This window comes from Erwinia magellanica (assembly GCF_039023495.1).
In the GTDB taxonomy this organism is placed as follows: Bacteria; Pseudomonadota; Gammaproteobacteria; order Enterobacterales; family Enterobacteriaceae; genus Erwinia.
On the sequence record NZ_JBCHVC010000003.1, the window covers coordinates 122,754 to 146,375 of the forward strand.

Sequence of the window (23,622 nt, forward strand, 5' to 3'; positions counted from 1 at the left end):
TCTTACCGCACCTTCAGCGTTGCCAGGCCAATCAGCACCAGCATCAGAGAAATAATCCAGAAGCGCACGATAACGCGCGGTTCCGGCCAGCCTTTCAGTTCGTAATGGTGATGGATTGGCGCCATGCGGAAAATACGCTGGCCGCGTAATTTAAACGAGCCAACCTGCAAAATCACCGACAGCGTTTCCACCACAAATACGCCGCCCATGATCACCAGCAGGAACTCCTGACGAAGCAGAACCGCGATGGTACCCAGCGCGCCGCCCAGAGCCAGAGAACCGACGTCGCCCATAAAGACCTGGGCCGGATAGGTGTTGAACCACAGGAAGCCGAGGCCGGCCCCCACAATGGCGGTACAGACAATCACCAGCTCGCCCGCATGGCGTAAATAAGGAATGTGCAGATATTCAGCAAACTTGACGTTACCTGTTGCCCAGGCCACCAGAGCGAAACCAGCCGCGACAAATACGGTAGGCATAATTGCCAGACCATCCAGGCCATCCGTCAGGTTAACGGCGTTGCCCGTGCCCACAATCACGAAATAAGCCAGCACCACATAGAACAGGCCCAGCTGCGGCATCACGTCTTTGAAGAAGGGAACCACCAGCTGCGTGGCCGGTGTCCCTTTACCGGCAGCGTATAACGCAAAGGCAACCCCCAGCGAGATCACCGACATCCAGAAATATTTCCAGCGGGCGATCAGCCCTTTGGTATCTTTGCGCACTACTTTGCGGTAATCATCCACAAAGCCAATGATGCCAAACCCTACCAGCACCACCAGCACGCACCAGACATAGGGGTTAGAGGGATAAGCCCACATCAGCACGGAAACGGTGATGGAGAACAGGATCATAATCCCGCCCATGGTTGGCGTGCCGCGTTTACTGAAATGCGATTCCGGGCCATCGTTACGCACTACCTGGCCAAAGGACATCTCCTGTAGGCGGACAATCATCCGCGGCCCCATCCACAAGGAGATAAACAGAGCGGTCAGCAGGCTGACAATGGCGCGAAACGTCAGATAGGAAAAGACGTTAAAGCCAGAATAAAAAGTGACCAGATGCTCGGCCAGCCAGACTAACATGTTCCATTCTCCTGTAAGCTCTGTACTACCTGCTCCATGGCGGCACTACGTGAACCTTTAACTAAAATAGTGATAACGGGATGCTCAGCGAGCAGCGTCTGAAGGCGCGCCGTGATGGCCGCTTTATCCTGAAGATGTTCGCCTTTTCCGCTGGCCTCGCTGATGATATGACTCAACTTTCCGGTGCTTAACACTTTATCGATGCCAGCCAGGCGAGCCGCTTCGCCCACCTCACGGTGACACTCTTCAGCTTCATCACCCAGTTCCGCCATATCGCCTACCACCATCACCCGGTAGCCAGGCATATCGGCAAGCACCTGAGCTGCCGCAGTCATCGACCCGACGTTGGCGTTATAGCTGTCATCCAGCAGCAGCTTATTCTCCGCTAACAGCACCGGGAACAGACGGCCGGGTACCGCTTTGAGATGGGTCAACCCTTTCTGGATGGCGCTTAACGGCGCATCGACAGAGAGCGCCAGCGCCGCTGCCGCCAGTGCATTGGCGATGTTATGGCGGCCCGGCAGCGGCAGCTGGATGGCAACGCTGCCCGCTGGGGTAATCATCATAAAGTGCGTGCCGGTGCTGGTGATCTGTACATCCGTCGCGGTGAAATCGCTTTCGGCCTGCGGTTCGGATGAGAAACGCCACACGGTTTTACTGTGCAGGGTTTGCTGCCAGTGCGGCCAGTCGTTACTGTCCGCATTTAAAATAGCCGTGCCGTTAACCGGCAAGCCCTGGAAAATCTCCCCTTTGGCTTTTGCCACGCCCGCCAGCGAACCAAATCCCTCCAGATGCGCCGCCGCCAGGTTATTCACCAGCGCGGACTCTGGCCGGGTAATATTGGTGGTGTAGGCGATCTCGCCCTGATGGTTGGCCCCTAACTCAATCACCGCATAGCGGTGCTGTGGGTTAAGGCGCAGCAGGGTAAGCGGAACGCCGAGATCGTTATTAAGATTTCCAGCGGTATAGAGGGTTTCACCACATTCCCGCAGAATAGCGGCAGTCATCTCTTTGACGGAGGTTTTTCCGGAAGAGCCGGTCAGCGCCACAATACGTGCCTGGGATTGCTGGCGAACCCAGCCAGCCAGCTGGCCGAGCGCGAGACGCGTGTCCGCCACAACTACCTGCGGCACAGCAACGGGTAAGTGCTTACTAACCAACAGAGCTGCCGAACCGGCGGCCATGGCATCACCTGCGAAGTCGTGCGCATCAAAACGCTCCCCCTTCAGGGCGACAAACAGGCAACCAGCGGTAACTTTGCGCGTATCGGTAGTGACTTCAGCAATAGAAAGATCGCTGCCGTACAACGTCCCTCCCGTCAGCTCTGCCAGCTTTTGCAAAGTGAGTGCGATCATGCCATCACCCCCAGTAAACGGGCGACCGTGCTGCGGTCTGAGTAATCCAGCCGACGCGTGCCGACAATCTGGTAATCTTCATGGCCTTTTCCGGCGACCAGAACAATGTCCCCTTCCTGCGCCTGCATAACCGTGTTAGTGACAGCTTCTGCACGACCGGCCACCACGCGGGCACGGCCTGCATCAAGCAGCCCGGAGAGAATATCGGCCACGATAGCGGCAGGATCTTCGCTGCGTGGGTTGTCGTCGGTAATGACCACCACATCAGAAAATTGCTCGGCAATGGCACCCATTAACGGGCGCTTGCCTTTGTCACGATCGCCGCCGCAGCCAAAGACGCACCACAATTTACCGGTGCAGTGCAGACGGGCAGCTTCCAGCGCTTTTTCTAACGCATCAGGCGTATGTGCGTAATCGACTACTACGGTTGGCTTACCTGGCGCACTGAACACCTCCATACGTCCGGTCACCGGCTGAAGATGGCTCCCCGTGGCGACTAACGACGCCAGCGGATAGCCCAGCGCCAGCAACGTGCCCAGCGCGACCAGCAGGTTGCTGACGTTGAATGCGCCCATCAGGCGGCTCTCAATTTCCCCCTCGCCCCAGCTGGAGTCGAAGCGGAGGGTGGCGCCGTTGTCGTGATATTTTACGTTAGTGGCTTTCAGCCAGCGTCCATGACAGCCCGGTTGCAGATTATCTTCCAGGGTTACGGCAACGGCGTCCGGCAGCAGCTGCAACCAGCGGCGGCCCACTTCGTCATCGGCGTTGATAATCGCCTGGCCTACCTGATGCTCGGAGAACAACAGCCACTTCGCGGCTTCGTAGCGCGTCATGTCACCGTGATAATCGAGATGGTCGCGGCTCAGGTTGGTAAAGGCAGCCGCAGCAAAAGGCAGCGCCGCCACCCGGTGCTGAACCAGGCCATGTGAGGATATTTCCATTGCGGCCAGCGTCGCACCCTGCTCAACCAGTGAATGCAGCGTATGCTGGATATCCACTGCCGACCCGGTGGTATTTTCCGCTGGCACAAGGTGACCATAGAGTCCGTTGCCAACGGTTCCCATTACCGCACCCGTTTCTCCCAGAAGCTGGCCCCACTGCGCCAGCAGCTGAGTAGTGGTGGTTTTGCCGTTGGTGCCGGTCACGCCAATCAGGCGAAGCTTTTCGCCAGGCTGCTGATAGAAGCGGCCTGCCAGCGCAGAAAGACGCTGTGAAAGTTGTGAGAGGTAAATAACCGGAACGCCATGTTTTTCAGTGACATGACCATCTTCGGCCTCACCTTCCGCTTCGGCAATGACGGCAGCTACGCCCTGAGCGATAGCCTGTGAAATAAAGCGGCGCCCGTCTGCCGCATGGCCTTTAATAGCGACAAACAGATCGCCGGACGCCGCCAGACGGCTGTCCAGGATCATTTCATGCAGCGCCCGCTCAGGGGCCGCTGGCACCCACGGGGCAAGTAGGTCGCGCAGGCTACGATCGGTCACTGGATCCCTCTCTTCTGTTCTCTGCCATCTCGTTTTTATCCGTTGGGGCTGGCGGCAGCGCATCAGGTTCGATGTTCATGGTGCGCAACACGCCGCCCATGATGGCGCCAAACACCGGTGCAGAAACTGCACCACCGTAATATTTGCCAGCCTGGGGATCGTTGATCACCACCACCAGCGCAAAACGAGGACGGCTTGCAGGCGCAACGCCTGCGGTATAAGCGATATATTTATTGACGTAACGCCCATCCGGCCCGACTTTCTTCGCCGTACCGGTCTTGATGGCGATGCGATAACCTTTGATAGCCGCCTTCACACCACCGCCACCAGGGAGCGCTACGCTCTCCATCATGTGCATTACGGTGCGAACCAGCTCTTCAGGAAACACGCGCTGCCCCGAAACAGGCGGGTCAACTTTGGTAATCGACAGTGGACGAAAAACGCCATAGCTGCCGATCGTGGCGTAGACTCGCGCTAACTGTAACGGCGTTACCATTAGCCCATAGCCGAAAGAGAAGGTGGCCCTCTCTATGTCAGACCACCGTTGTTTTTGAGGATATAAGCCACTGCTTTCTCCGACCAACCCCAAATTGGTCGCCTTTCCCAATCCAAAGCGCGCGTAAGTATCTACTAACGCTGAGGATGGCATCGCTAACGCCAGCTTTGACACACCGACGTTACTCGATTTCTGTAGAACCCCGGTCAGGGTCAGTTCGTTATAGCGCGCCACGTCTTTGATTTCATGACCATTAACGCGATATGGCACGGTATTCAGTACGCTATTTTCTTTTACCACACCGTGTTGCAGGGCGGTCATTACCACCATCGGCTTGACGGTTGAACCCGGCTCGAAGATGTCGGTGATGGCGCGGTTACGCATCACGTCTTTGGTCGTACCGGTGAGGTTGTTCGGGTTATAGGCCGGGCTGTTAGCCATCGCCAGTACTTCGCCGGTATTAACATCCACCAGGACCGCCGTACCCGATTCCGCTTTGTTAAAAGCCACGGCATTGTTCAGTTCGCGGTAGACCAGCGCCTGCAAGCGCTCATCAATGCTCAGAGCGAGGTTGTGTGCAGCCCGGCTATCCACGGAGGAGATATCTTCAATAACGCGTCCAAACCGGTCTTTACGCACCGTGCGCTCGCCCGGCTGGCCGGTCAGCCACTTATCAAAGCTTTTTTCAACGCCTTCAATGCCCTGACCATCAATATTGGTAAAGCCGATCAAGTGCGAAGTTACCTGCCCTGCCGGATAGTAGCGGCGGGACTCTTCACGCAGGAAGATGCCGGGCAGCTTGAGCTTTTTGATGTAATCGCCAATCGCCGGGTTCACCTGGCGGGCCAGATAGACAAACCGACCTTTAGGATTGGCGTTAACGCGGGCGGCGAGTTGGTCGAGCGGGATAGAGAGCGCGTCTGACAGAGCTTTCCAGCGGCTGTCGAGCGTAATACCGCCCTTATCGTGAAGTTCTTTCGGGTCAGCCCAGATAGCATTAACCGGGACGCTAACCGCAAGGGGGCGGCCCGCGCGGTCGGTAATCATGCCGCGGGCAGTGGGAACGGCCTGCACGCGCAGCGAACGCATGTCACCTTCCCGCACCAGCTTATCGGGATTAATAACCTGTAGATAAGCAACGCGGGAAAGCAGCCCGCCCAGAGCCAGTAAAATGCAGCCGCACAGCAACGCAAAACGCCAGCTGACAAAGCTGGCCTGATCTTCATTGCGCTTTAACTTCTTAGCTGCGGATTTCATTCCATCCCTTATGGTTGTACCACGATGTTTTCCTGCGAGGGATCGACGTGCTGCATTTGCAGTTTTTCCGTTGCCGTCCTCTCCACACGGCTGTGATCGCCGAGGGCATTCTCTTCCAGAATCAGGTTGCGCCACTCAATATCGAGCGCATCCCGTTCCAGCACTAACTGTTCACGCTGAGCAGTCAGCAGGCGCGTTTTATGCGCCGTGGTAACTACCAGAACCGCAGACACCAGCACGGCAACGGCCAGGATAAGTGGGATTTTACCGTGACGAAGAATGTCGCCGCCGATAACGCCCGGCAGGCTGTGCCGCTCGTTGCCAATCATGACGCCGTCCGTTCAGCAATACGCAGAACCGAGCTGCGGGCTCTCGGGTTTTCCGCCACTTCTCTTTCATCAGGCATCATTTTGCCCAGCGCCTTGAGATGGCGGCCGCCCAGCTTGCTCAGCTGCGCTTCTGTCATCGGGATCCCGGCGGGGATCTGCGGACCGCGGCTCTGCTCACGCATAAAGCGCTTAACAATTCGATCTTCCAGTGAGTGGAAGCTGATCACTGACAGGCGCCCCTCGGGCGCCAGCGCGGCCAGCGATCCTTTCAGCGCTTTTTCAATCTCTTCCAGCTCGCTGTTTACCCAGATACGGATCGCCTGAAAACTGCGCGTGGCTGGATGCTTGAACTTGTCTTTCACCGGTGTTGCGACGTAAATCACATCAGCAAGCTCTTTTGTCCGGGTCATTGGCTGTTCGCGATTGCGCTCAACGATGGCGCGGGCGATACGTTTGGCAAAGCGTTCTTCACCGAACGTCTTCAATACAAAGGCAATATCGCTCTCTTCCGCCTGAAGAAGCCACTGTGCGGCCGAGAGGCCTCTGGTCGGGTCCATGCGCATATCCAGCGGGCCGTCGCGCATAAAGGAAAAGCCACGCTCGGCATCGTCAAGCTGTGGCGAAGAGACGCCCAGATCCAGCAAAATACCGTCGATTTTCCCGGTCAGTCCCCGCTCCTCAGCATACTCTGCCAGCGCCGAAAACGGACCATGAATAATAGTAAAGCGTGGATCTGAAATCTCTGCGGCGGCGGCAATCGCCTGTGGGTCACGGTCAATCGCATAGAGACGGCCCTGCTCTCCCAGTTGTGAGAGGATCAGGCGCGAATGTCCACCCCGGCCAAAGGTGCCATCAAGATAGATGCCGTCAGACTTGATGTTGAGGCCGTTGACCGCCTCATCTAACAGCACCGTGGTATGTTTGAAATTTTCCTGCATAGCTATAATGACAAATCCTGCAAGCGCTCAGAAAGCGGGTCCTGAGTCGACTGCTCTGCGTCAATATCCTCCCTGACTTGTTGATACCAGGTCTGTTCATCCCACAGCTCAAATTTATTGAACTGCCCAACCAGCATCACTTCTTTGGTCAGGTTCGCATGCTGGCGTAGCGTGGTGGCTACCAGCAGGCGCCCTGCATTATCCATCTGACACTCGCTGGCATGTCCCAGTAACAGGCGCTGAACACGGCGCTCTGCGGGATTCATGCTCGATAAGCGAGCCAGTTTACGTTCAATAATTTCCCATTCGGGCAGGGTATAAAGCAGCAGGCATGGCTGGTGAAGGTCAATGGTACAGACCATTTGACCCTGTGATTCCCCGATCAGCGTTTCGCGATAACGCGTTGGAACGGCGAGCCGCCCCTTACTGTCGAGATTGACTAACGTTGCCCCACGGAACATGCCAGTCTCACCCTCCGATTTCCCCTGTTCACCACTTTACACCACAAATTCCCACCGAGGGAGTTTACGGAGCGGAGGAAATCATTGTCAAGCCGCCAGATACCGCAAAGAGAATTATTTCTTTAGCCGTTAAAATGAGGAAGGAGTTAAAAAGAATGCGATTTTGTAAAGAATTCAAAAATAAACTTATGAATAGTGGCAGGAATTTTTGCGCAAAAATGAGTTTGTTCAAAAATATGCCACCGCTGCAATTTTAAGCCTGGGCCTGTAATGCTGCGACGTGGCGGGCATTTTAGGGTATTTCCTAAGGTAATCCTACCCTCTTCACGCCGCGCCTGTGCTTAAGCCGCGCGCATTGTCCTGAATTTTTAATAATTGAACAAATTTAGATAAAGACATTCCCGCAGGCTTGTTGCCTTTACTTTTATTTACCCGGAAAAGTGAGAATGAAAAGTACAAAAACTTTTAAAGGAGAAATTTCATCACTGGCAGGAAGTTAATTGAAAATGATAAAAAGGCAGCGAGCTGCCTTTTTATGTCTAAATGTTAACTAACCTTACGGCTTAACCGTCCACGACGATAAAGATTACGGCGAATTCGCGTTAATCCGGGCTTGGGTTTGCGCGGTTCATCCAGGCTTGCCAGCACCAACTCCAGTACCCGCTCAGCTACGTCCCGGTGACGCTGGCCGACCGCAAGCACAGGGCAGTCGAGGAAATCCAGCAGCTCATGATCGCCAAAGGTGGCAATGGCTAAATCGCTGGGCAGACGTCCTTCACGCTTAAGCGTAACGTCCATTACGCCCTGTAACAGACCAAAAGAGGTGGTAAACAGCGCATCGGGCATCTCATGGGTTTCCAGCCATTTTTCAAACAGCGCAGCGGCAGCTGTCCGTTCAAAGCTGTTGGCATAGATGTAGTCGATAGTTCGCTCATCCCCTTTCCACGCATCCCTGAAGCCCATCTCGCGCAGAAAACTCACAGAAAGCTCCGGTAATGCGCCCATAAAGAGAACGGAGTTCACCGGCTGCTTACGCAATTCAGCGGCCAGCATCTCGGCATCATCCTGATCGGCGCCAACCACACTGGTGAAGTGTTCACGATCCAGCGCACGGTCCAGCGCGACAATCGGTAAGGGATCGTTAACCCAGCGCTGATAGAAGGGGTGTTCAGGCGGTAAAGAGGTCGAGACAATAATGGCATCCACCTGCCGCTGAAGCAGATGCTCTACGCAGCGCATTTCGTTGTCAGGCTGATCTTCAGAGCAGGCAATCAGCAGCTGATAACCCCGCTGGCGAGCCTGTCGTTCCAGATAGTTAGCGATACGCGTATAGCTGGTATTCTCCAAATCGGGAATAACCAGCCCTATTGAACGGGTCCGTCCTGCACGAAGGCCTGCCGCCACCGCATTGGGATGGTAATTATGCTCGCGCACCACTGCCATGACTTTCTCGACAGTTTTGTCGCTGACACGATACTGCTTGGCTTTGCCATTGATAACATAGCTGGCCGTCGTGCGCGACACACCGGCCAGGCGCGCAATTTCATCCAGTTTCACAATATCCCCACGCTTACGCCAGAATGGCGCAGAAAATAGCCGCGTCGCGGCTATGGATAAGACATTTGTTACATCTAACAGCAGAATAGTTTAGTGAGCAACCGCTTTTACTTCTGCGACAGCTTTCAGACAAAAATAAAAAACCCAGCATTACGCTGGGTTAGCAGAAAAAAAGCGTGGCCGTGGCCGCTTTTACCGCATGATACGGTCGCCGCGGGAAACGCCAACGATGCCGGAACGGGCAACTTCGACAATTTCCGCCACCTCGCGGACGGTGTTAAGAAACGCATCCAGCTTGTCGCTGGTACCGGCAAGCTGAACCGTATAAAGCGAAGGAGTGACATCAACGATTTGCCCGCGGAAGATTTCGGCGCTGCGTTTCACCTCTTCACGGCCATAGCCCGTTGCCTGGATCTTCACCAGCATGACTTCGCGCTCTACAAAAGCGCCCTGGCCAAGTTCGGTAACGCGCAGCACGTCCACCAGCTTGTGCAGCTGCTTTTCGATCTGCTCCAGCACTTTCGCATCGCCCACAGTCTGGATAGTCATGCGCGAGAGCGTGGGATCGTCAGTGGGGGCCACGGTCAGGCTCTCAATGTTGTAGCCACGCTGAGAGAAAAGCCCCACAACACGGGACAATGCGCCGGATTCGTTTTCCAGCAGTACTGATAAAACACGACGCATAATTAAGTCCTCTCCGTTTTGCTAAGCCACATTTCGTCCATTCCGCCACCGCGGATCTGCATCGGGTAAACGTGTTCAGTTCCGTCGACGTTGACGTCCACAAAGACCAGTCGCCCTTTGCCCAACTCTTCCAGCGCCTGCGTCAGTTTCGCCTCCAGCTCTTCGGGATGAGAGATGCCAATCCCAACATGCCCGTAGGCTTCCGCCAGCTTCACAAAATCGGGCAGCGACTCCATATAAGACTGAGAGTGACGGCCTGAGTAGATCATATCCTGCCACTGTTTCACCATGCCCAGGAAGCGGTTGTTAAGGCTCAGCACCAGAACCGGCAGGCCGTACTGCAACGCCGTAGACAGCTCCTGAATGTTCATCTGGATACTGCCATCACCGGTCACACAGACCACGGTCTCTTCAGGCAGCGCCAGCTTCACGCCCAGCGCAGCAGGCAGGCCAAAGCCCATCGTGCCCAGGCCGCCCGAGTTGATCCAGCGACGTGGCTTATCAAACGGATAATAGAGCGCGGCGAACATCTGATGCTGGCCCACGTCCGAGGTCACATACGCCTCGCCTTTGGTCAGCCGCCAGATAGTTTCAATGACTGCCTGAGGTTTGATTTTCCCGCTCTCGCGATCGAACTCCAGGCAGTGACGCGCACGCCACTGGTCGATGCTCTGCCACCAGTCACGCAGGCTGTCGAAATCCTGCTCTTTATCGCTCTGCCCTAACAGCTCAATCATCTGCGTCAGAACCTGTTTCGCATCCCCGACGATTGGCACATCTGCCGCCACCGTTTTAGAGATAGAAGTAGGATCGATATCAATATGCAGCACGGTAGCGTTGGGGCAATATTTGGCTAAATTATTGGTGGTACGATCGTCAAAACGCACGCCCACGGCAAAAATCACGTCGGCGTTATGCATGGTCATGTTGGCTTCATAGGTTCCGTGCATGCCCAGCATGCCCACGCACTGGCGATGCGTACCAGGGAAAGCGCCAAGCCCCATCAGTGAACAGGCCACAGGCAGATTCAATGTTTCCGCTATCTGACGCAGTTCGCCGTGACACTCCGCATTCACCACGCCGCCGCCAGCGTAGATAACCGGTTTCTTTGCAGCCAGAAGCGTTTGTAAAGCGCGCTTGATCTGGCCTTTATGCCCCTGAGTCGTAGGGTTATAGGAGCGCATGCTCACTTCATCTGGCCAGACGTAAGGCAGTTTATTCGCCGGACTCATCATATCTTTCGGCAGATCGATAACCACCGGCCCCGGCCGTCCGCTGGCGGCCAGCCAGAACGCTTTCTTTATAATGGTTGGGATCTCTTCCACCTGCTTCACCATAAAGCTGTGCTTCACCACAGGACGGGAGATGCCGACCATGTCGCACTCCTGGAAGGCGTCATAACCAATCAATGAAGAGGGAACCTGCCCGGAGAGCACCACCAGCGGGATAGAGTCCATGTAAGCGGTAGCGATACCGGTAATGGCGTTAGTCGCACCCGGACCGGAGGTGACCAGCACCACCCCAACGTCGCCGGTAGAACGGGCATAGCCGTCCGCCATGTGCACTGCGCCCTGCTCGTGACGGACCAGCACATGATCAATTCCGCCGACGGTTTGCAGCGCATCATAGATATCAAGTACTGCCCCGCCGGGGTAGCCGAATACATGCTTAACGCCCTGATCGATTAACGATCGAACGACCATCTCGGCTCCTGACAACATCTCCATTTTTGCCTCCAGGCTTTAAGGTGGTGATTTATCCGCTCAGCCCCGGAAAAGTGAGAATGAGAGCGAATAAGGTCAAAACCTGTGTTTATGCAAAGACGCTGGAAATCATTTCCAGCGCCCAGGTACAGGGTGAATCCCTGGCTATTTTTATGCGTTGATGAAATACCATAACCGTAGAAAAGTTAGCAGGCAAACGCCTGGCCTCCGCTTTTACTGAATATCTTCATCGCAAGGCACTACTGCTTAGCGGGAGTTGTCGACAATTACACTGAACAATGGGCGAAAGAAAAGGGGTTTCTTCTGGTAACGAATTCTTTTGCAGTGCGATCGTTTTGTTATTGCAGCGGCCAGCGCGCTAATTCAAGTTTACCTGTTCAAACATCGCCGCTTATTTAGTTTTATCTGCTGGTATGAATAAATTTTAAAAAACAATTATCTGAACGCCCGGTGACTATCCCCAGGGTTTAACTCTACGCTTTTCCTGTGCAACCCATTGATTAAAAAGTTTTTATTATGGACAGACTTTCCTCCCCGGCCTCTTTAAAGCGCTGCCAATAAAAGCTCTGCTAATCTCTCTTCCTTTTTGTTCTGCCTTTAGCGGCAGCGCCAGAATAATTTTCCCGCCCCCTTACAAGCTGAACGATTTTAACCTTACTGCTCAGGTTGACATCGCCCCTGCAAATCAAGTATCAATAAGGGAACAGCAAATTAATGAGGTCTGATTCAATGATTCGTACCGTTCGCCTACTCGGTCTACTACTAAACGCATCTCCATTGCGCGGTAGACTTGTGGGCGAAGAAATGAATCACTGATTCAGGCTTGCAAAACTAAAGAACCCGCGCCAATGCGCGGGTTTTTTTATGCTCGTTTTACGGCGAGGCAAACACGACAAGGAATATGCATATGAGCCAACAAGTTATTATTTTCGATACCACGCTGCGTGATGGCGAACAGGCCTTACAGGCCAGCCTGAGTGTGAAAGAGAAATTGCAAATAGCACTGGCGCTGGAACGTATGGGCGTTGACGTGATGGAAGTGGGCTTCCCGATCTCTTCGCCTGGCGATTTTGAATCGGTGCAGACCATTGCCCGTCAGGTAAAAAACAGTCGTGTTTGTGCCCTGGCCCGCTGTGTAGAGAAAGACATTGATGCGGCCTATGAAGCCCTGCGCGTTGCTGAGGCTTACCGCATCCACACTTTCCTGGCGACCTCGCCGATGCACATCGCAACCAAGCTGCGCAGCACACTGCCGGAAGTGATTGAGCGCGCCGTGACCATGGTGAAACGCGCCCGCAACTATACCAACGACGTAGAGTTCTCCTGTGAAGATGGCGGTCGTACGCCGATTGATGACCTGTGCCGCGTAGTGGAAGCCGCTATTAATGCCGGCGCTACCACCATCAATATCCCTGATACCGTGGGTTACACCCTGCCGGAAGAGTACAGCAACATCTTTACCCAGCTGCGCAACCGCGTACCTAACATCGATAAAGCTATTCTGTCCGTGCACACCCATGACGATTTAGGCATGGCAACCGGCAACGCCGTGGCAGCCATTCAGGCTGGCGCGCGCCAGGTGGAAGGCACCATCAACGGACTGGGCGAGCGGGCCGGTAACTGTGCGCTGGAAGAGGTGATCATGGCGATTAAAACCCGCAGCCAGTTGATGAACCTGCAAACCCGTATCAACCACCATGAGATCTATCGCACCAGCCAGCTGGTTAGCCAGATTTGTAATATGCCTGTTCCGGCCAACAAAGCTGTAGTCGGCACCGGCGCTTTCGCCCACTCATCTGGTATTCACCAGGATGGTGTACTGAAAAACCGCGAAAACTACGAAATCATGACGCCGGAATCGATCGGCCTGAACAAAATCCAGCTGAATCTGACTTCACGCTCTGGACGCGCCGCAGTGAAACACCGCATGGATGAGATGGGTTACCAGGAGAATGATTACAACCTGGATAACCTGTATGACGCGTTCCTGAAGCTGGCTGACAAAAAAGGTCAGGTCTTTGACTACGACCTGGAAGCGCTGGCGTTTATCAACAAGCAGAACGAAGAGCCGGAATATTTCCGCCTGGATTACTTCAGCGTGCAGTCTGGCTCAAGCGTTATGGCTACGGCCTCGGTAAAACTGGCCTGCGGTGATGAGGTGAAGTCGGAAGCGGCTACCGGGAACGGCCCGGTCGATGCGGTTTACCAGGCGGTGAATCGTATTACGGAATTTGATGCGGAACTGGTTTCCTACCAGCTCACAGCTAAAGGCCATGGCAAAGATGCGCTGGGTCAGGTTGATATTGTAGTGAAATACAACGGCCGCAAATTCCACGGTGTTGGTTTAGCTACGGATATCGTGGAATCCTCCGCTAAAGCGATGATTAACGCCCTGAATAACATCTGGCGTGCTCGCCAGGTCGAGCAGGAGCTGCAACGCAAAGCACAAACCAACGATCAAAAGGAAGCGGTGTAATCATGTCAGGGACTTACCATATTGCAGTGCTGCCGGGTGACGGTATCGGCCCGGAAGTGATGGCTCAGGCCAGCAAAGTGCTGGATGCGGTACGTGAGCGCTTCAACATGCGCATCACCACCAGCGAATATGATGTGGGCGGTATCGCGATTGACCGCCACGGCGAGCCGCTGCCGCCCGCAACGGTGGCTGGCTGTGAACAGGCGGATGCGATCCTGTTTGGCTCTGTAGGCGGCCCGAAGTGGGAACACCTGCCGCCTGCTGAGCAGCCTGAACGAGGCGCCCTGCTGCCGCTGCGTAAGCATTTCAAGCTGTTCAGCAATCTGCGTCCGGCCAGCCTGCATCAGGGTCTGGAAGCTTACTGCCCGCTGCGTGCGGATATCGCGGCTAAAGGGTTTGATATCCTGGTGGTGCGTGAACTTACCGGCGGTATCTATTTCGGCCAGCCAAAAGGCCGTGAAGGCAGCGGTCCGCACGAACGCGCCTTTGATACCGAGGTCTATCACCGTTTTGAGATTGAGCGCATTGCCCGTATCGCTTTTGAATCCGCGCGTAAACGCCGCAACAAAGTGACCTCAATCGACAAAGCTAACGTGCTGCAATCTTCCATTCTGTGGCGTCAGATTGTTAATGAAGTGGCGAAGGATTATCCGGACGTTGAGCTGAGCCACATGTACATTGATAACGCCACCATGCAGCTGATTAAAGAGCCTTCACAGTTTGATGTGATGCTCTGTTCGAACCTGTTTGGCGACATCCTTTCCGATGAGTGTGCGATGATCACCGGTTCAATGGGTATGCTGCCTTCTGCCAGTCTGAACGAGCAGGGCTTTGGTCTGTTTGAGCCTGCTGGCGGTTCAGCCCCGGACATCGCCGGGAAAGATATCGCCAACCCGATTGCCCAGATCCTGTCGCTGGCGCTGCTGCTGCGCTTCAGCCTGAATGCCGCTGAGGCCGCCGATGCCGTTGAACACGCCATCAGTCGTGCGCTGGCGGAAGGCCACCGCACCGGAGATTTAGCGGGTGGCGGCGCCTCGGTCAGCACCGGGGAAATGGGTTCGATTATCGCCCGATTTATTCGCGAAGCCTGACTATGAAAACATTATACGAGAAACTGTTTGATGCCCATGCGGTGACAGAGGCGCCCGGTGAGACGCCGCTGCTCTATATCGACAGGCACCTGGTGCATGAAGTGACTTCGGCGCAGGCTTTTGACGGCCTGCGTGCGCATAATCGCCCGGTGCGTCAGCCCGCCAAAACTTTTGCGACAATGGATCATAACGTCTCCACGCAGACGCGGGATATCAATGCCAGCGGCGAGATGGCGCGCATTCAGATGTCGATGCTGATCAAAAACTGTGAAGAGTTTGGCGTGCGGCTCTATGACCTCAAGCACCCTTTCCAGGGCATTGTGCACGTCATTGGCCCGGAACAGGGCTTGTCACTGCCAGGTATGACCATCGTTTGTGGCGATTCCCATACTTCCACGCACGGTGCTTTCGGTGCGCTGGCTTTTGGGATAGGCACTTCTGAAGTCGAGCATGTGCTGGCGACGCAGACGCTGAAGCAGTCCCGCGCGAAGACCATGAAAATAGAAGTGGTTGGGCAAACGGCGCCGGGCATCACGGCCAAGGATATTGCGCTGGCCATTATCGGCAAAACCGGCAGCGGCGGCGGCAACGGGCATGTAGTGGAGTTCTGCGGCCCGGCGGTGGAAGCGCTTAGCATGGAAGGCCGCATGACGTTGTGCAACATGGCGATTGAGCTGGGTGCAAAAGCGGGTCTGGTTGCGCCCGATGAGACCACTTTCAACTATGTGAAAGGTCGCCAGTTTGCGCCAACAGGCGCAGAGTGGGATGAAGCCGTAGCCTACTGGCGCACGCTGAAAACCGACAGCGACGCGCGCTTTGATAAAGTGGTGACGCTGGATGCCGCCGATATCGCCCCGCAGGTGACCTGGGGAACCAATCCGGGTCAGGTTATCGCAGTCGATGAGCTTATCCCCGACCCCGCTTCTTTCCAGGATCCGGTTGAGCGTGCTTCTGCGGAAAAAGCGCTGGCCTATATGGATCTCAAGCCGGGCATCAAAATGACCGACGTCAGGATCGATAAAGTCTTTATAGGATCCTGTACCAATTCACGCATTGAGGATCTGCGCGCTGCCGCGCTGGTAGTGAAAGGCCACAAGATTGCGGCAGGCGTTCAGGCTTATGTTGTGCCCGGCTCAGGGCCGGTGAAAGCGCAGGCGGAAGCTGAAGGTCTGGATAAAATCTTCCTCGACGCGGGATTTGAATGGCGCCTGCCCGGCTGCTCAATGTGTCTGGCGATGAATAACGACCGGCTGAATCCGGGAGAGCGCTGCGCCTCTACCAGCAACCGCAACTTCGAAGGTCGCCAGGGCCGTGGTGGACGGACGCATTTACTAAGCCCGGCAATGGCTGCTGCCGCCGCGGTCGCCGGCCACTTCGCTGATATTCGCGAGTTACGCTAAGGAAGCCCTATGGCAAAGAAATTTACCCGGCATACCGGCATTGCGGTGCCGTTGGATGCGGCGAACGTCGATACCGATGCGATTATCCCCAAGCAATTTTTGCAGATGGTGACGCGTACCGGTTTTGGCCGCAATCTGTTTTACGACTGGCGCTACAGCGATGCCGAAGGCCAGATCCCCAATCCCGATTTCGTCCTGAACAAACCAGCCTTTCAGGGCGCCAGCATCATGCTGACCCGTGAAAACTTCGGCTGCGGCTCCTCCCGTGAGCATGCGCCCTGGGCGCTGACGGATTATGGTATTCAGGCGATTATCGGCAGCGATTTTGCGGATATCTTCGCCAATAATTCGTTTAACAATCAGCTGTTGCTGGTGACATTAAGCGAAGAGGAGGTTGAAGAGCTGTTTCAGCTGGTCGCCCGTCAGCCCGGCGTAAGGATAACCGTTGATCTTGAGCAGCAGGAGGTGATTGCAGGTGAAAAGCATTACCCCTTCACCACAGATCCCTTCCGCCGCCACTGCCTGATCAACGGGCTGGATAACATCGGCCTGACGCTACAGCACGATGCTGATATTACGGCGTACGAGCAGACACAACCCGCGTTTTTACGTTAAATCGGGGCACGAATGAGGGGTGACTGAGAAGGATCAGCCACTCCTTAAACATCCTTCACCTTTGCCGACATCGCCAGCGCCCCCAGTGCAAGCAGCAGCGCTGCCCAGTAGACCGAATAGTGCCCAAACGCCTCCGCCAGCGCGCCCTGCAACAGACCGGCGAGGATCACGCCAGTTGAAATGCTGTTGGTAAACAGCGTGGTTGCTGCGCCTGGCCTGCCCGGCATCAAATCCTGAAAATAGAGCATACCGATCCCGGCCACAATGCCAATAAAGATTGCGTTGAAAATCTGCAAAGCCATCAGCGCAGCACGCGACTGGAACAGCACAAGGCCCAGATAGAATAGCGCGCCAGCCGCCACGGCAAACAGCATCATATTTCGTTTGCCAAAGCGTTTTACATAGTGACCAGCCAGCAGCATGGCGGGAATTTCCAGCCCCGCCGCTACGCCCATCAGCAATCCCGCCAGCCGGTCAGGCATGCCCAGCACGCTGCTGATATAGAGAGGCATATCAATGATATACATGGTGTTGCAAGTCCACATCAACAGCGAGGCCAGAAACAACAGCCGCACATCTCTGTTCTTCCACGCGCTGATTTGCGTTATCACCACTTCCGGCGGCTGTTCCACGCGAGGCACCGAAGGCAGCGCAAACCAGATCAGCGCGATACAGACCACAAACAGGCCTGCGGCGATCACAAACATGGTGGTAAAGCCGTAATTGAGCGCCAGCGCAAAGGAGAGCGGCGGGCCAATAACCCAGGCCAGCGACAGCTGCGCACGCATCACCGAGCTGAACATCACCACTTCCCTTGCTGAGCTGTCGGCATACTCACGCGCCAGCGCAAAAATTTGTGGCATCGACACGCTGGCCAGCGCAGAGAGCAGCACGCCGAAAGTGATCAGCGTCAGATAATCCCGGCTGAAGGCAAACAGCAGCGCATTGCCTATCGCCATCACGCAGCAAAACAGGATCAGCATACGGCGATCGCCACGGTTGTCTGACCGCTTCGCCAGCAGAATGCTCACCGCAATGCCCGCTATCGCATTCACGGTGTAGAACAGGCCAACCCAGAACGGCCGCACCGCAACTTCACGGGTAAGGAACAGGCTCAGCGTGGGTGCCTGCAACGCACCCGCCACCCCGACCATAAACGAGACGGCCATAAAAGCCAGATACACAGGATTAATACGACGGCGACGCGTAAGCAGCAATTTCATGCCTGGTCCTTCAAGAAGATTAAGCCGCCCCAGCTGAGCGACAAACAGCAAGCATAGAAGAAAACATGAACCCATGAAAAAAGCCAGCCGGGGTAACCACGGCTGGCAGGTGAAACTGCACCTTACTCAGAATAATAAGCAAATGTCAGAGCGCCATTCCGGGAAATGCCTCCCGCTCTTTCATCTTTGGCCAGTATGATCTTAATATAGGGCAAGAAAAACAGACTGAATTTTGCCAAAGGTTCCCCTTTTATGTCTTCTGCCCGTCTGCAACAACAGTTTATCCGGCTCTGGCAATGCTGCGAAGGGGAGTCTCAGGCGACAACGCTCAACGATCTCGCTCTCCGGTTGAGCTGTTCGCGGCGGCATATGCGTAACCTTCTCAACGCCATGCAGGCGGAAGGCTGGCTGACGTGGCACGCCGTAGCGGGCCGTGGCAAGCGTTCAACGCTCCGCTTTCTCTGTACCGGCCTGGCCCTACAGCAGCAGCGGGCTGAAGTGCTGCTGGAAAACGATCTTATCGACCAGCTGGTACCGCTGGTTGGCGATAAAAAAGCGGTCAGAAGCATGCTGCTCTCTCATCTTGGCCGCAGTTTTCGCCAGGGAAAGCATATCCTCCGCGTGCTCTATTATCGGTCGCTGCTTAATCTGGCACCCGGCACGCCGTTACGGCGCTCGGAAACGCACCTGGCCCGGCAGATTTTCAGCAGCCTGACGCGAATAAACGAGGAAAATGGGGAAATCGAACCCGATATCGCCCACCACTGGCAGCCGATCACACCGCTGCACTGGCGCTTCTACCTGCGCCCCGCTATCCATTTTCATCATGGCCGTGAACTGGAAACGGACGATATCATCGCCACGCTTGAGCGTTTAAAACCCCAGCCGCTGTTTTCTCATTTCGATAAGATCACCTCTTCAGCGCCCTGGACGCTGGATATTACCCTGCATCAGCCCGATAACTGGCTGCCCTGGCTGTTGGGTAGCGTCAGCGCCATGATCCTGCCGCGAGAGTGGCAATCCCTGCCAGATTTCGCCCGACAGCCAGTAGGAACCGGCCCCTATGCCGTGGTACGCAATCAGCCTTCCCAGCTCAGGATCCAGGCTTTTGATGACTATTTCGGCTTCCGCGCGCTGATCGATGAGGTCAATATCTGGGTCTTACCGGAAATCAGTGAAGAGCTGGTCTATTCCGGCGTGAAGCTGGAGGGCAGCAGCCTGGAGGAGAAATCAGAAGAGAGCCGCCTGGAGGAAGGGTGCTATTTTTTACTGTTTGACCAGCGCTCTTCCCTGGGGCGGAATGAAGAGGTGCGACGCTGGGTCAGCATGCTTTTCAACCCTATCGCCCTGCTGAACCAGGCGGGTCCCGGCTACCAGCGCTACTGGTTTCCTGCCTGGGGACTCCTGCCGCGCTGGCATCATCGTCGGGAGGTAAATACGCCAGCTAAACCCGCCGGACTGACCACGCTGACCCTGACCTGGTATAACGACCACGTTGAGCATCAGGGCATTGCCAATGCGCTGCGTCCTCTGCTGGCGGAACAGGGCGTGGAGCTGATAACCCGGCAGGTAGATTATGATATCTGGCACCGTGGCGAAGCGGAAAGCGATATCTGGCTTGGCAGCGCCAACTTCACGCTGCCGCTGGAGTTTTCCCTGTTTGCGCTGCTGTATGAAATTCCGCTGATTCATCACTGCGTAACGCTGGACTGGCAGCAGGATGCCAGGCGCTGGCGTGAGCAGAAACTGCCGCTGGCAGAGTGGAGTCAGCAGCTTATCAACACCTGGACCCTGCATCCGCTGTTCCACCACTGGCTGCTGCTGGAAGGCCAGCGCAGCATGCGCGGCGTCAGGATGAATACCCTCGGCTGGTTTGACTTTAAATCTGCCTGGTTTGCGCCGCCGGAATCATGAGGCTTTCGCTAAAGCCGGGAAATCACTAGAATGAACCGTTCTCAACGGGGTGCGTTAGCGGTGTTTCATCGCTAATGCTGAGACAGACCCGTCGAACCTGATCCGGATAATGCCGGCGTAGGGATTTGAGAGTGTGTTGCCCACTCAGATCCTTTGCGACCTCTCACCTTTAAGGAACGCAAAGTGTTAAAAAAAGTACTGCCTCTGCTGCTGCTCAGCGCGCCCGTTTTCGCGGCGAAACCCGTTTTAACCGTTTATACCTACGACTCCTTTTCTGCCGACTGGGGTCCTGGCCCCGCCATTAAAAAAGCCTTTGAAGCCAACTGCGGCTGCGAACTGAAATATGTTGCGCTGGAAGATGGCGTTTCGCTGCTGAACCGTCTGCGGATGGAAGGAAAGAAGAGTAAAGCGGATGTGGTGCTGGGTCTGGATAATAATCTGCTGGATGCCGCAGAGAAAACCGGCCTGTTTACGCAAAGCCAGGTGGATACCAGCCAGACAACCCTGCCGGGCGGCTGGCATGATAAAACCTTCGTGCCTTACGACTATGGCTGGTTCGCCTTCATCTATGACAAAACTAAACTGCAAAACCCGCCCAAAAGCCTGAAGGAGCTGATCGAAACCGATCGCCCAATCAAGGTGATTTATGAAGATCCCCGCACCAGTACCCCAGGCCTGGGGCTGCTGCTGTGGATGCAGAAAGTATTTGGCGACCAGACGCCGGAAGCCTGGCAGAAGCTGGCGAAGAAAACGGTCACCGTGACCAAAGGATGGAGCGAGGCTTACGGCCTGTTCCTCAAAGGGGAAGGTGATATGGTGCTGAGCTACACCACTTCTCCGGCTTATCATCTGATTGAAGAGAAAAAAGCGCAGTATGCGGCCGCTGACTTCAGTGAAGGTCACTACTTGCAGGTAGAGGTAGCCGGGCAGCTCAAGGCCAGCAGGCAGCCTGAACTGGCGCAGAAGTTTATGAAATTTATGCTGGAAAAGCCGTTCCAGCAGAGCATTCCAACCGGTAACTGGATGTATCCTGTGGTCAAAAGTACGCTGCCTGCCGGGTTTGATACGTTAACTGTGCCCGCCCTCTCGCTACAGTACACGCCGCAAGAAGTCGCCAGCCAGCGCAGCCAATGGATTAATGCATGGCAACGCGCCGTCAGCCGCTGATTGCCGGCTGGCTGGTGCCCGGCACGCTGGCAGCCTCGCTGCTGGTGGCTGTGGCCCTGCTGGCCTTTGCTGCGCTCTGGGGCAGCGCACCGGAGATCGATCCGGGTGCCCTCTGGCAGGATGACTATCTCTGGCACGTGCTGCGTTTCTCTTTCTGGCAGGCGTTGCTTTCCGCCATGCTGGCGGTGGGGCCTGCCATCCCCCTTGCCCGCGCGCTTTATCGTCGACGCTTTCCCGGCAGAGAGACGCTGCTGCGGCTTTGCGCAATGACGCTGGTGCTGCCAGTGCTGGTGGCGGTCTTTGGTCTTCTCAGCGTCTACGGGCGTACTGGCTGGCTGGCGGATCTCTGCGCATTACTGGGCATTCCGTACACTTTTACCCCTTACGGCCTGCAAGGCATTCTGCTGGCGCATATCTTCTTTAATCTGCCTCTGGCTACCCGTCTGCTTTTGCAGGCGCTGGAGCAGATCCCTGTCGGGCAGCGTCAGCTGGCTGCGCAGCTGGGCATGCGGGGCTGGAACCATTTCAGCGTGGTGGAGTGGCCCTGGCTGCGGCGGCAGATCCTGCCTGCGAGCGCGCTGGTCTTTATGCTTTGCTTTGCCAGTTTTGCTACCGTGCTGTCGCTGGGCGGCGGCCCCCAGGCCACCACCATTGAACTGGCTATTTTCCAGGCGCTGAATTTTGATTACGACCCTGGTCGGGCCGCGCTGCTGGCGCTGATCCAGATGATTTGCTGTCTGGGTCTGGTGATGCTGAGCCAGTGGCTGAGTAAAGCGCTGCCTTCGGGCGCCGCCACCCTTAGCGGCTGGCGAAATCCTGAAGACAGCCTGCCTGCAAAAATCTGGGATGCTCTGATCATTGCCTGTGCGCTGCTTTTAATGCTTCCTCCCCTGCTCGCGGTGATTGCTGACGGCGTGAATCAGGGAGTGGCCACGGTGTTAACGCAGCCCGCGCTCTGGCAGGCGACTTTTACCTCTTTACGTATTGCGCTGGGGGCTGGTCTGCTCTGCGTGATCCTCACGATGATGCTGCTGTGGAGCAGCCGCGAGCTAAGGCTACGCCAGCGCCTCGTGCCTGCCCACGCCCTTGAGCTTAGCGGTATGCTGATCCTGGCGATGCCGGGTATTGTGCTGGCTACCGGCTTCTTTCTGCTGCTCAATAGCACTGTGGGTCTGCCGGACTCTGCTGACAGCATCGTGATCTTTACCAATGCGCTGATGGCCATTCCCTACGCCATGAAGGTACTGGATAATCCGCTGCGCGATCTTGCCGAACGCTACAACCGCCTCTGCCTTTCGCTGGATATTCGCGGCTGGAACCGCCTCAGGCTGATTGAAGCCAGAGCGCTGAAGCGCCCGCTCGCTCAGGCGCTGGCGTTTGCCTGCGTGCTGTCGATTGGGGATTTTGGCGTGGTTGCGCTGTTCGGCAATGAAGGGTTCCGTACGCTGCCGTTTTACCTTTATCAGCAGATGGGTTCCTATCGCACCCAGGATGGCGCAGTCACCGCACTGCTTTTGCTGCTGCTCTGCTTCCTTCTCTTTACCCTGATTGAAAAACTGCCGGGACGCCATGCTGACGCTGACTAATCTCACTTATCTCTACAATCATCTGCCGATGCGTTTTTCCCTGAAGATGCAGGCTGGAGAAAGGCTGGCGATCCTGGGGCCGAGCGGTGCCGGAAAAAGTACGCTGCTCAGCCTGATAGCGGGTTTTCTGCCGATCAACAGCGGCGAACTGCGGTTGCATGGCGAGGATCACAGCCGTACGCCGCCCGCCCGTCGTCCGGTCTCTATGCTGTTCCAGGAGAACAACCTGTTTCCCCATCTGACGGTGGCGCAGAATATTGGCCTGGGCTTACACCCCGGCCTGAAGCTGAGTCAGGCTCATAAGCAAACTTTGCAGGATATTGCTCAGCGCGTTGGGCTGGAAACTTGTTTGCAGCGCCTGCCGGATCAGCTTTCTGGCGGTCAGCGGCAGCGCGCTGCGTTGGCCCGCTGCCTGGTGCGTCAGCAGCCGATACTGCTGCTGGACGAGCCTTTTTCCGCCCTGGACCCTGCCCTGCGCAAAGAGATGCTGCATCTGGTTGATGAAGTGTGCCGGGAGCGGCAAATCACACTGTTGATGGTATCGCACAGTATTGAAGATGCTGCGCGCATTGCGCCACGCAGCGTGCTGATTGTTGACGGACGGGTTTACTGGGACGGCAGCACCGAAGCGTTGCAGAAAGGCGAAGTTGCCGAGGCGGAAGTGTTGGGCATCAGCCTGCGCTGAAAGGGCGCCCCGGCAGCACAGAGCACCACAGGGCTGAACCGTTTCATACCTCGCGAAAGATGAAGCTGAACCAGCTTATACCTGACGAAAACAGC

At 55.8% G+C, this 23,622-nt stretch carries 19 protein-coding genes and 1 riboswitch; of the genes, 8 read left to right on the forward strand and 11 right to left on the reverse strand.

What is annotated here, in order from left to right; all coding sequences use genetic code 11:
• Positions 1–2 precede the first annotated feature (2 nt).
• From mraY to ilvI, 10 genes are all read right to left on the reverse strand, one after another.
• Entirely contained in the window at positions 3–1,085 is a 1,083-nt protein-coding gene (gene mraY, locus AAH450_RS12285) for a phospho-N-acetylmuramoyl-pentapeptide-transferase (protein ID WP_342910481.1), read from the reverse strand.
• On the reverse strand, positions 1,079–2,440 hold the full coding sequence (gene murF / locus AAH450_RS12290; RefSeq protein WP_342910482.1) for a UDP-N-acetylmuramoyl-tripeptide--D-alanyl-D-alanine ligase: 1,362 nt from the start codon (positions 2,438–2,440) through the stop codon (positions 1,079–1,081). Before murF ends, mraY begins: the two co-directional genes overlap by 7 nt.
• Entirely contained in the window at positions 2,437–3,924 is a 1,488-nt protein-coding gene (gene murE, locus AAH450_RS12295; RefSeq protein ID WP_342910483.1) for a UDP-N-acetylmuramoyl-L-alanyl-D-glutamate--2,6-diaminopimelate ligase, read from the reverse strand. Before murE ends, murF begins: the two co-directional genes overlap by 4 nt.
• A complete protein-coding gene (locus AAH450_RS12300; protein ID WP_318788788.1) occupies positions 3,911–5,677 on the reverse strand; it encodes a peptidoglycan glycosyltransferase FtsI in 1,767 nt (588 codons plus the stop codon). Before AAH450_RS12300 ends, murE begins: the two co-directional genes overlap by 14 nt.
• 8 nt (positions 5,678–5,685) lie before the next feature.
• Positions 5,686–6,006, reverse strand: coding sequence for a cell division protein FtsL (gene ftsL, locus AAH450_RS12305; protein WP_306208002.1), 321 nt, complete (start codon positions 6,004–6,006; stop codon positions 5,686–5,688).
• Positions 6,003–6,944 carry a 16S rRNA (cytosine(1402)-N(4))-methyltransferase RsmH gene (rsmH, locus tag AAH450_RS12310; protein WP_342910484.1) on the reverse strand — a complete coding sequence of 314 codons (942 nt, stop codon included), beginning with the start codon at positions 6,942–6,944 and terminating at the stop codon, positions 6,003–6,005. The genes ftsL and rsmH overlap by 4 nt, the downstream gene beginning before the upstream one ends.
• A 2-nt stretch (positions 6,945–6,946) precedes the next feature.
• Positions 6,947–7,405 carry a division/cell wall cluster transcriptional repressor MraZ gene (gene mraZ, locus AAH450_RS12315; RefSeq protein WP_306208006.1) on the reverse strand — a complete coding sequence of 153 codons (459 nt, stop codon included), beginning with the start codon at positions 7,403–7,405 and terminating at the stop codon, positions 6,947–6,949.
• A gap of 546 nt (positions 7,406–7,951) precedes the next feature.
• A complete protein-coding gene (gene cra, locus AAH450_RS12320; protein WP_318788785.1) occupies positions 7,952–8,962 on the reverse strand; it encodes a catabolite repressor/activator in 1,011 nt (336 codons plus the stop codon).
• 192 nt (positions 8,963–9,154) lie between these two features.
• Positions 9,155–9,646: an acetolactate synthase small subunit gene (gene ilvN / locus AAH450_RS12325; RefSeq protein WP_318788784.1), complete on the reverse strand. Its 492-nt coding sequence runs from the start codon at positions 9,644–9,646 to the stop codon at positions 9,155–9,157.
• A 2-nt stretch (positions 9,647–9,648) separates the two neighbouring features.
• Positions 9,649–11,373: an acetolactate synthase 3 large subunit gene (gene ilvI, locus AAH450_RS12330; protein ID WP_342910485.1), complete on the reverse strand. Its 1,725-nt coding sequence runs from the start codon at positions 11,371–11,373 to the stop codon at positions 9,649–9,651.
• A 904-nt stretch (positions 11,374–12,277) separates the two neighbouring features.
• Here ilvI and leuA point away from each other — a divergent pair.
• From leuA to leuD, 4 genes are read left to right on the forward strand one after another with little or no spacing between them, the layout of a single operon-like run.
• A complete protein-coding gene (gene leuA / locus AAH450_RS12335) occupies positions 12,278–13,846 on the forward strand; it encodes a 2-isopropylmalate synthase (RefSeq protein ID WP_342910486.1) in 1,569 nt (522 codons plus the stop codon).
• A 2-nt stretch (positions 13,847–13,848) separates the two neighbouring features.
• Positions 13,849–14,937: a 3-isopropylmalate dehydrogenase gene (gene leuB, locus AAH450_RS12340; RefSeq protein WP_342910487.1), complete on the forward strand. Its 1,089-nt coding sequence runs from the start codon at positions 13,849–13,851 to the stop codon at positions 14,935–14,937.
• Between the two features lie 2 nt (positions 14,938–14,939).
• Positions 14,940–16,337: a 3-isopropylmalate dehydratase large subunit gene (leuC, locus tag AAH450_RS12345; RefSeq protein WP_342910488.1), complete on the forward strand. Its 1,398-nt coding sequence runs from the start codon at positions 14,940–14,942 to the stop codon at positions 16,335–16,337.
• A gap of 9 nt (positions 16,338–16,346) precedes the next feature.
• The gene (gene leuD / locus AAH450_RS12350) at positions 16,347–16,952 is read left to right on the forward strand and encodes a 3-isopropylmalate dehydratase small subunit (protein ID WP_342910489.1); all 606 of its coding nucleotides are present in this window, start codon (positions 16,347–16,349) and stop codon (positions 16,950–16,952) included.
• 44 nt (positions 16,953–16,996) lie between these two features.
• Here leuD and AAH450_RS12355 read toward each other — a convergent pair whose 3' ends face one another.
• Positions 16,997–18,175 (reverse strand): MFS transporter, encoded by a 1,179-nt coding sequence (locus AAH450_RS12355; RefSeq protein WP_342910490.1) that lies wholly within the window; start codon positions 18,173–18,175, stop codon positions 16,997–16,999.
• Between the two features lie 252 nt (positions 18,176–18,427).
• On the opposite strand from AAH450_RS12355, the gene sgrR reads away from it, so the two are divergent.
• The 4 genes from sgrR (at position 18,428) to thiQ (ending at position 23,527) form a co-directional block, all read left to right on the forward strand.
• Positions 18,428–20,089 (forward strand): HTH-type transcriptional regulator SgrR, encoded by a 1,662-nt coding sequence (sgrR, locus tag AAH450_RS12360; protein ID WP_342910491.1) that lies wholly within the window; start codon positions 18,428–18,430, stop codon positions 20,087–20,089.
• A gap of 35 nt (positions 20,090–20,124) precedes the next feature.
• A riboswitch (TPP riboswitch) is annotated at positions 20,125–20,231 on the forward strand.
• Positions 20,232–20,272: 41 nt separating this feature from the next.
• Entirely contained in the window at positions 20,273–21,256 is a 984-nt protein-coding gene (gene thiB, locus AAH450_RS12365) for a thiamine ABC transporter substrate binding subunit (RefSeq protein WP_342910492.1), read from the forward strand.
• Positions 21,232–22,842 (forward strand): thiamine/thiamine pyrophosphate ABC transporter permease ThiP, encoded by a 1,611-nt coding sequence (thiP, locus tag AAH450_RS12370; protein ID WP_342910493.1) that lies wholly within the window; start codon positions 21,232–21,234, stop codon positions 22,840–22,842. The genes thiB and thiP overlap by 25 nt, the downstream gene beginning before the upstream one ends.
• On the forward strand, positions 22,826–23,527 hold the full coding sequence (gene thiQ, locus AAH450_RS12375; protein ID WP_342910494.1) for a thiamine ABC transporter ATP-binding protein ThiQ: 702 nt from the start codon (positions 22,826–22,828) through the stop codon (positions 23,525–23,527). The genes thiP and thiQ overlap by 17 nt, the downstream gene beginning before the upstream one ends.
• The last annotated feature ends 95 nt before the right edge of the window (positions 23,528–23,622 follow it).

Coding starts and splice junctions, on each gene's coding strand:
- mraY (WP_342910481.1), bottom strand. CDS start 1,085: ATGTTAGTCTGGCTGGCCGAGCATCTGGTCACTTTTTATTCTGGCTTT.
- murF (WP_342910482.1), bottom strand. CDS start 2,440: ATGATCGCACTCACTTTGCAAAAGCTGGCAGAGCTGACGGGAGGGACG.
- AAH450_RS12300 (WP_318788788.1), bottom strand. CDS start 5,677: ATGAAATCCGCAGCTAAGAAGTTAAAGCGCAATGAAGATCAGGCCAGC.
- ftsL (WP_306208002.1), bottom strand. CDS start 6,006: ATGATTGGCAACGAGCGGCACAGCCTGCCGGGCGTTATCGGCGGCGAC.
- rsmH (WP_342910484.1), bottom strand. CDS start 6,944: ATGCAGGAAAATTTCAAACATACCACGGTGCTGTTAGATGAGGCGGTC.
- mraZ (WP_306208006.1), bottom strand. CDS start 7,405: ATGTTCCGTGGGGCAACGTTAGTCAATCTCGACAGTAAGGGGCGGCTC.
- ilvN (WP_318788784.1), bottom strand. CDS start 9,646: ATGCGTCGTGTTTTATCAGTACTGCTGGAAAACGAATCCGGCGCATTG.
- ilvI (WP_342910485.1), bottom strand. CDS start 11,373: ATGGAGATGTTGTCAGGAGCCGAGATGGTCGTTCGATCGTTAATCGAT.
- leuA (WP_342910486.1), top strand. CDS start 12,278: ATGAGCCAACAAGTTATTATTTTCGATACCACGCTGCGTGATGGCGAA.
- leuB (WP_342910487.1), top strand. CDS start 13,849: ATGTCAGGGACTTACCATATTGCAGTGCTGCCGGGTGACGGTATCGGC.
- leuC (WP_342910488.1), top strand. CDS start 14,940: ATGAAAACATTATACGAGAAACTGTTTGATGCCCATGCGGTGACAGAG.
- leuD (WP_342910489.1), top strand. CDS start 16,347: ATGGCAAAGAAATTTACCCGGCATACCGGCATTGCGGTGCCGTTGGAT.
- AAH450_RS12355 (WP_342910490.1), bottom strand. CDS start 18,175: ATGAAATTGCTGCTTACGCGTCGCCGTCGTATTAATCCTGTGTATCTG.
- sgrR (WP_342910491.1), top strand. CDS start 18,428: ATGTCTTCTGCCCGTCTGCAACAACAGTTTATCCGGCTCTGGCAATGC.
- thiP (WP_342910493.1), top strand. CDS start 21,232: ATGGCAACGCGCCGTCAGCCGCTGATTGCCGGCTGGCTGGTGCCCGGC.
- thiQ (WP_342910494.1), top strand. CDS start 22,826: ATGCTGACGCTGACTAATCTCACTTATCTCTACAATCATCTGCCGATG.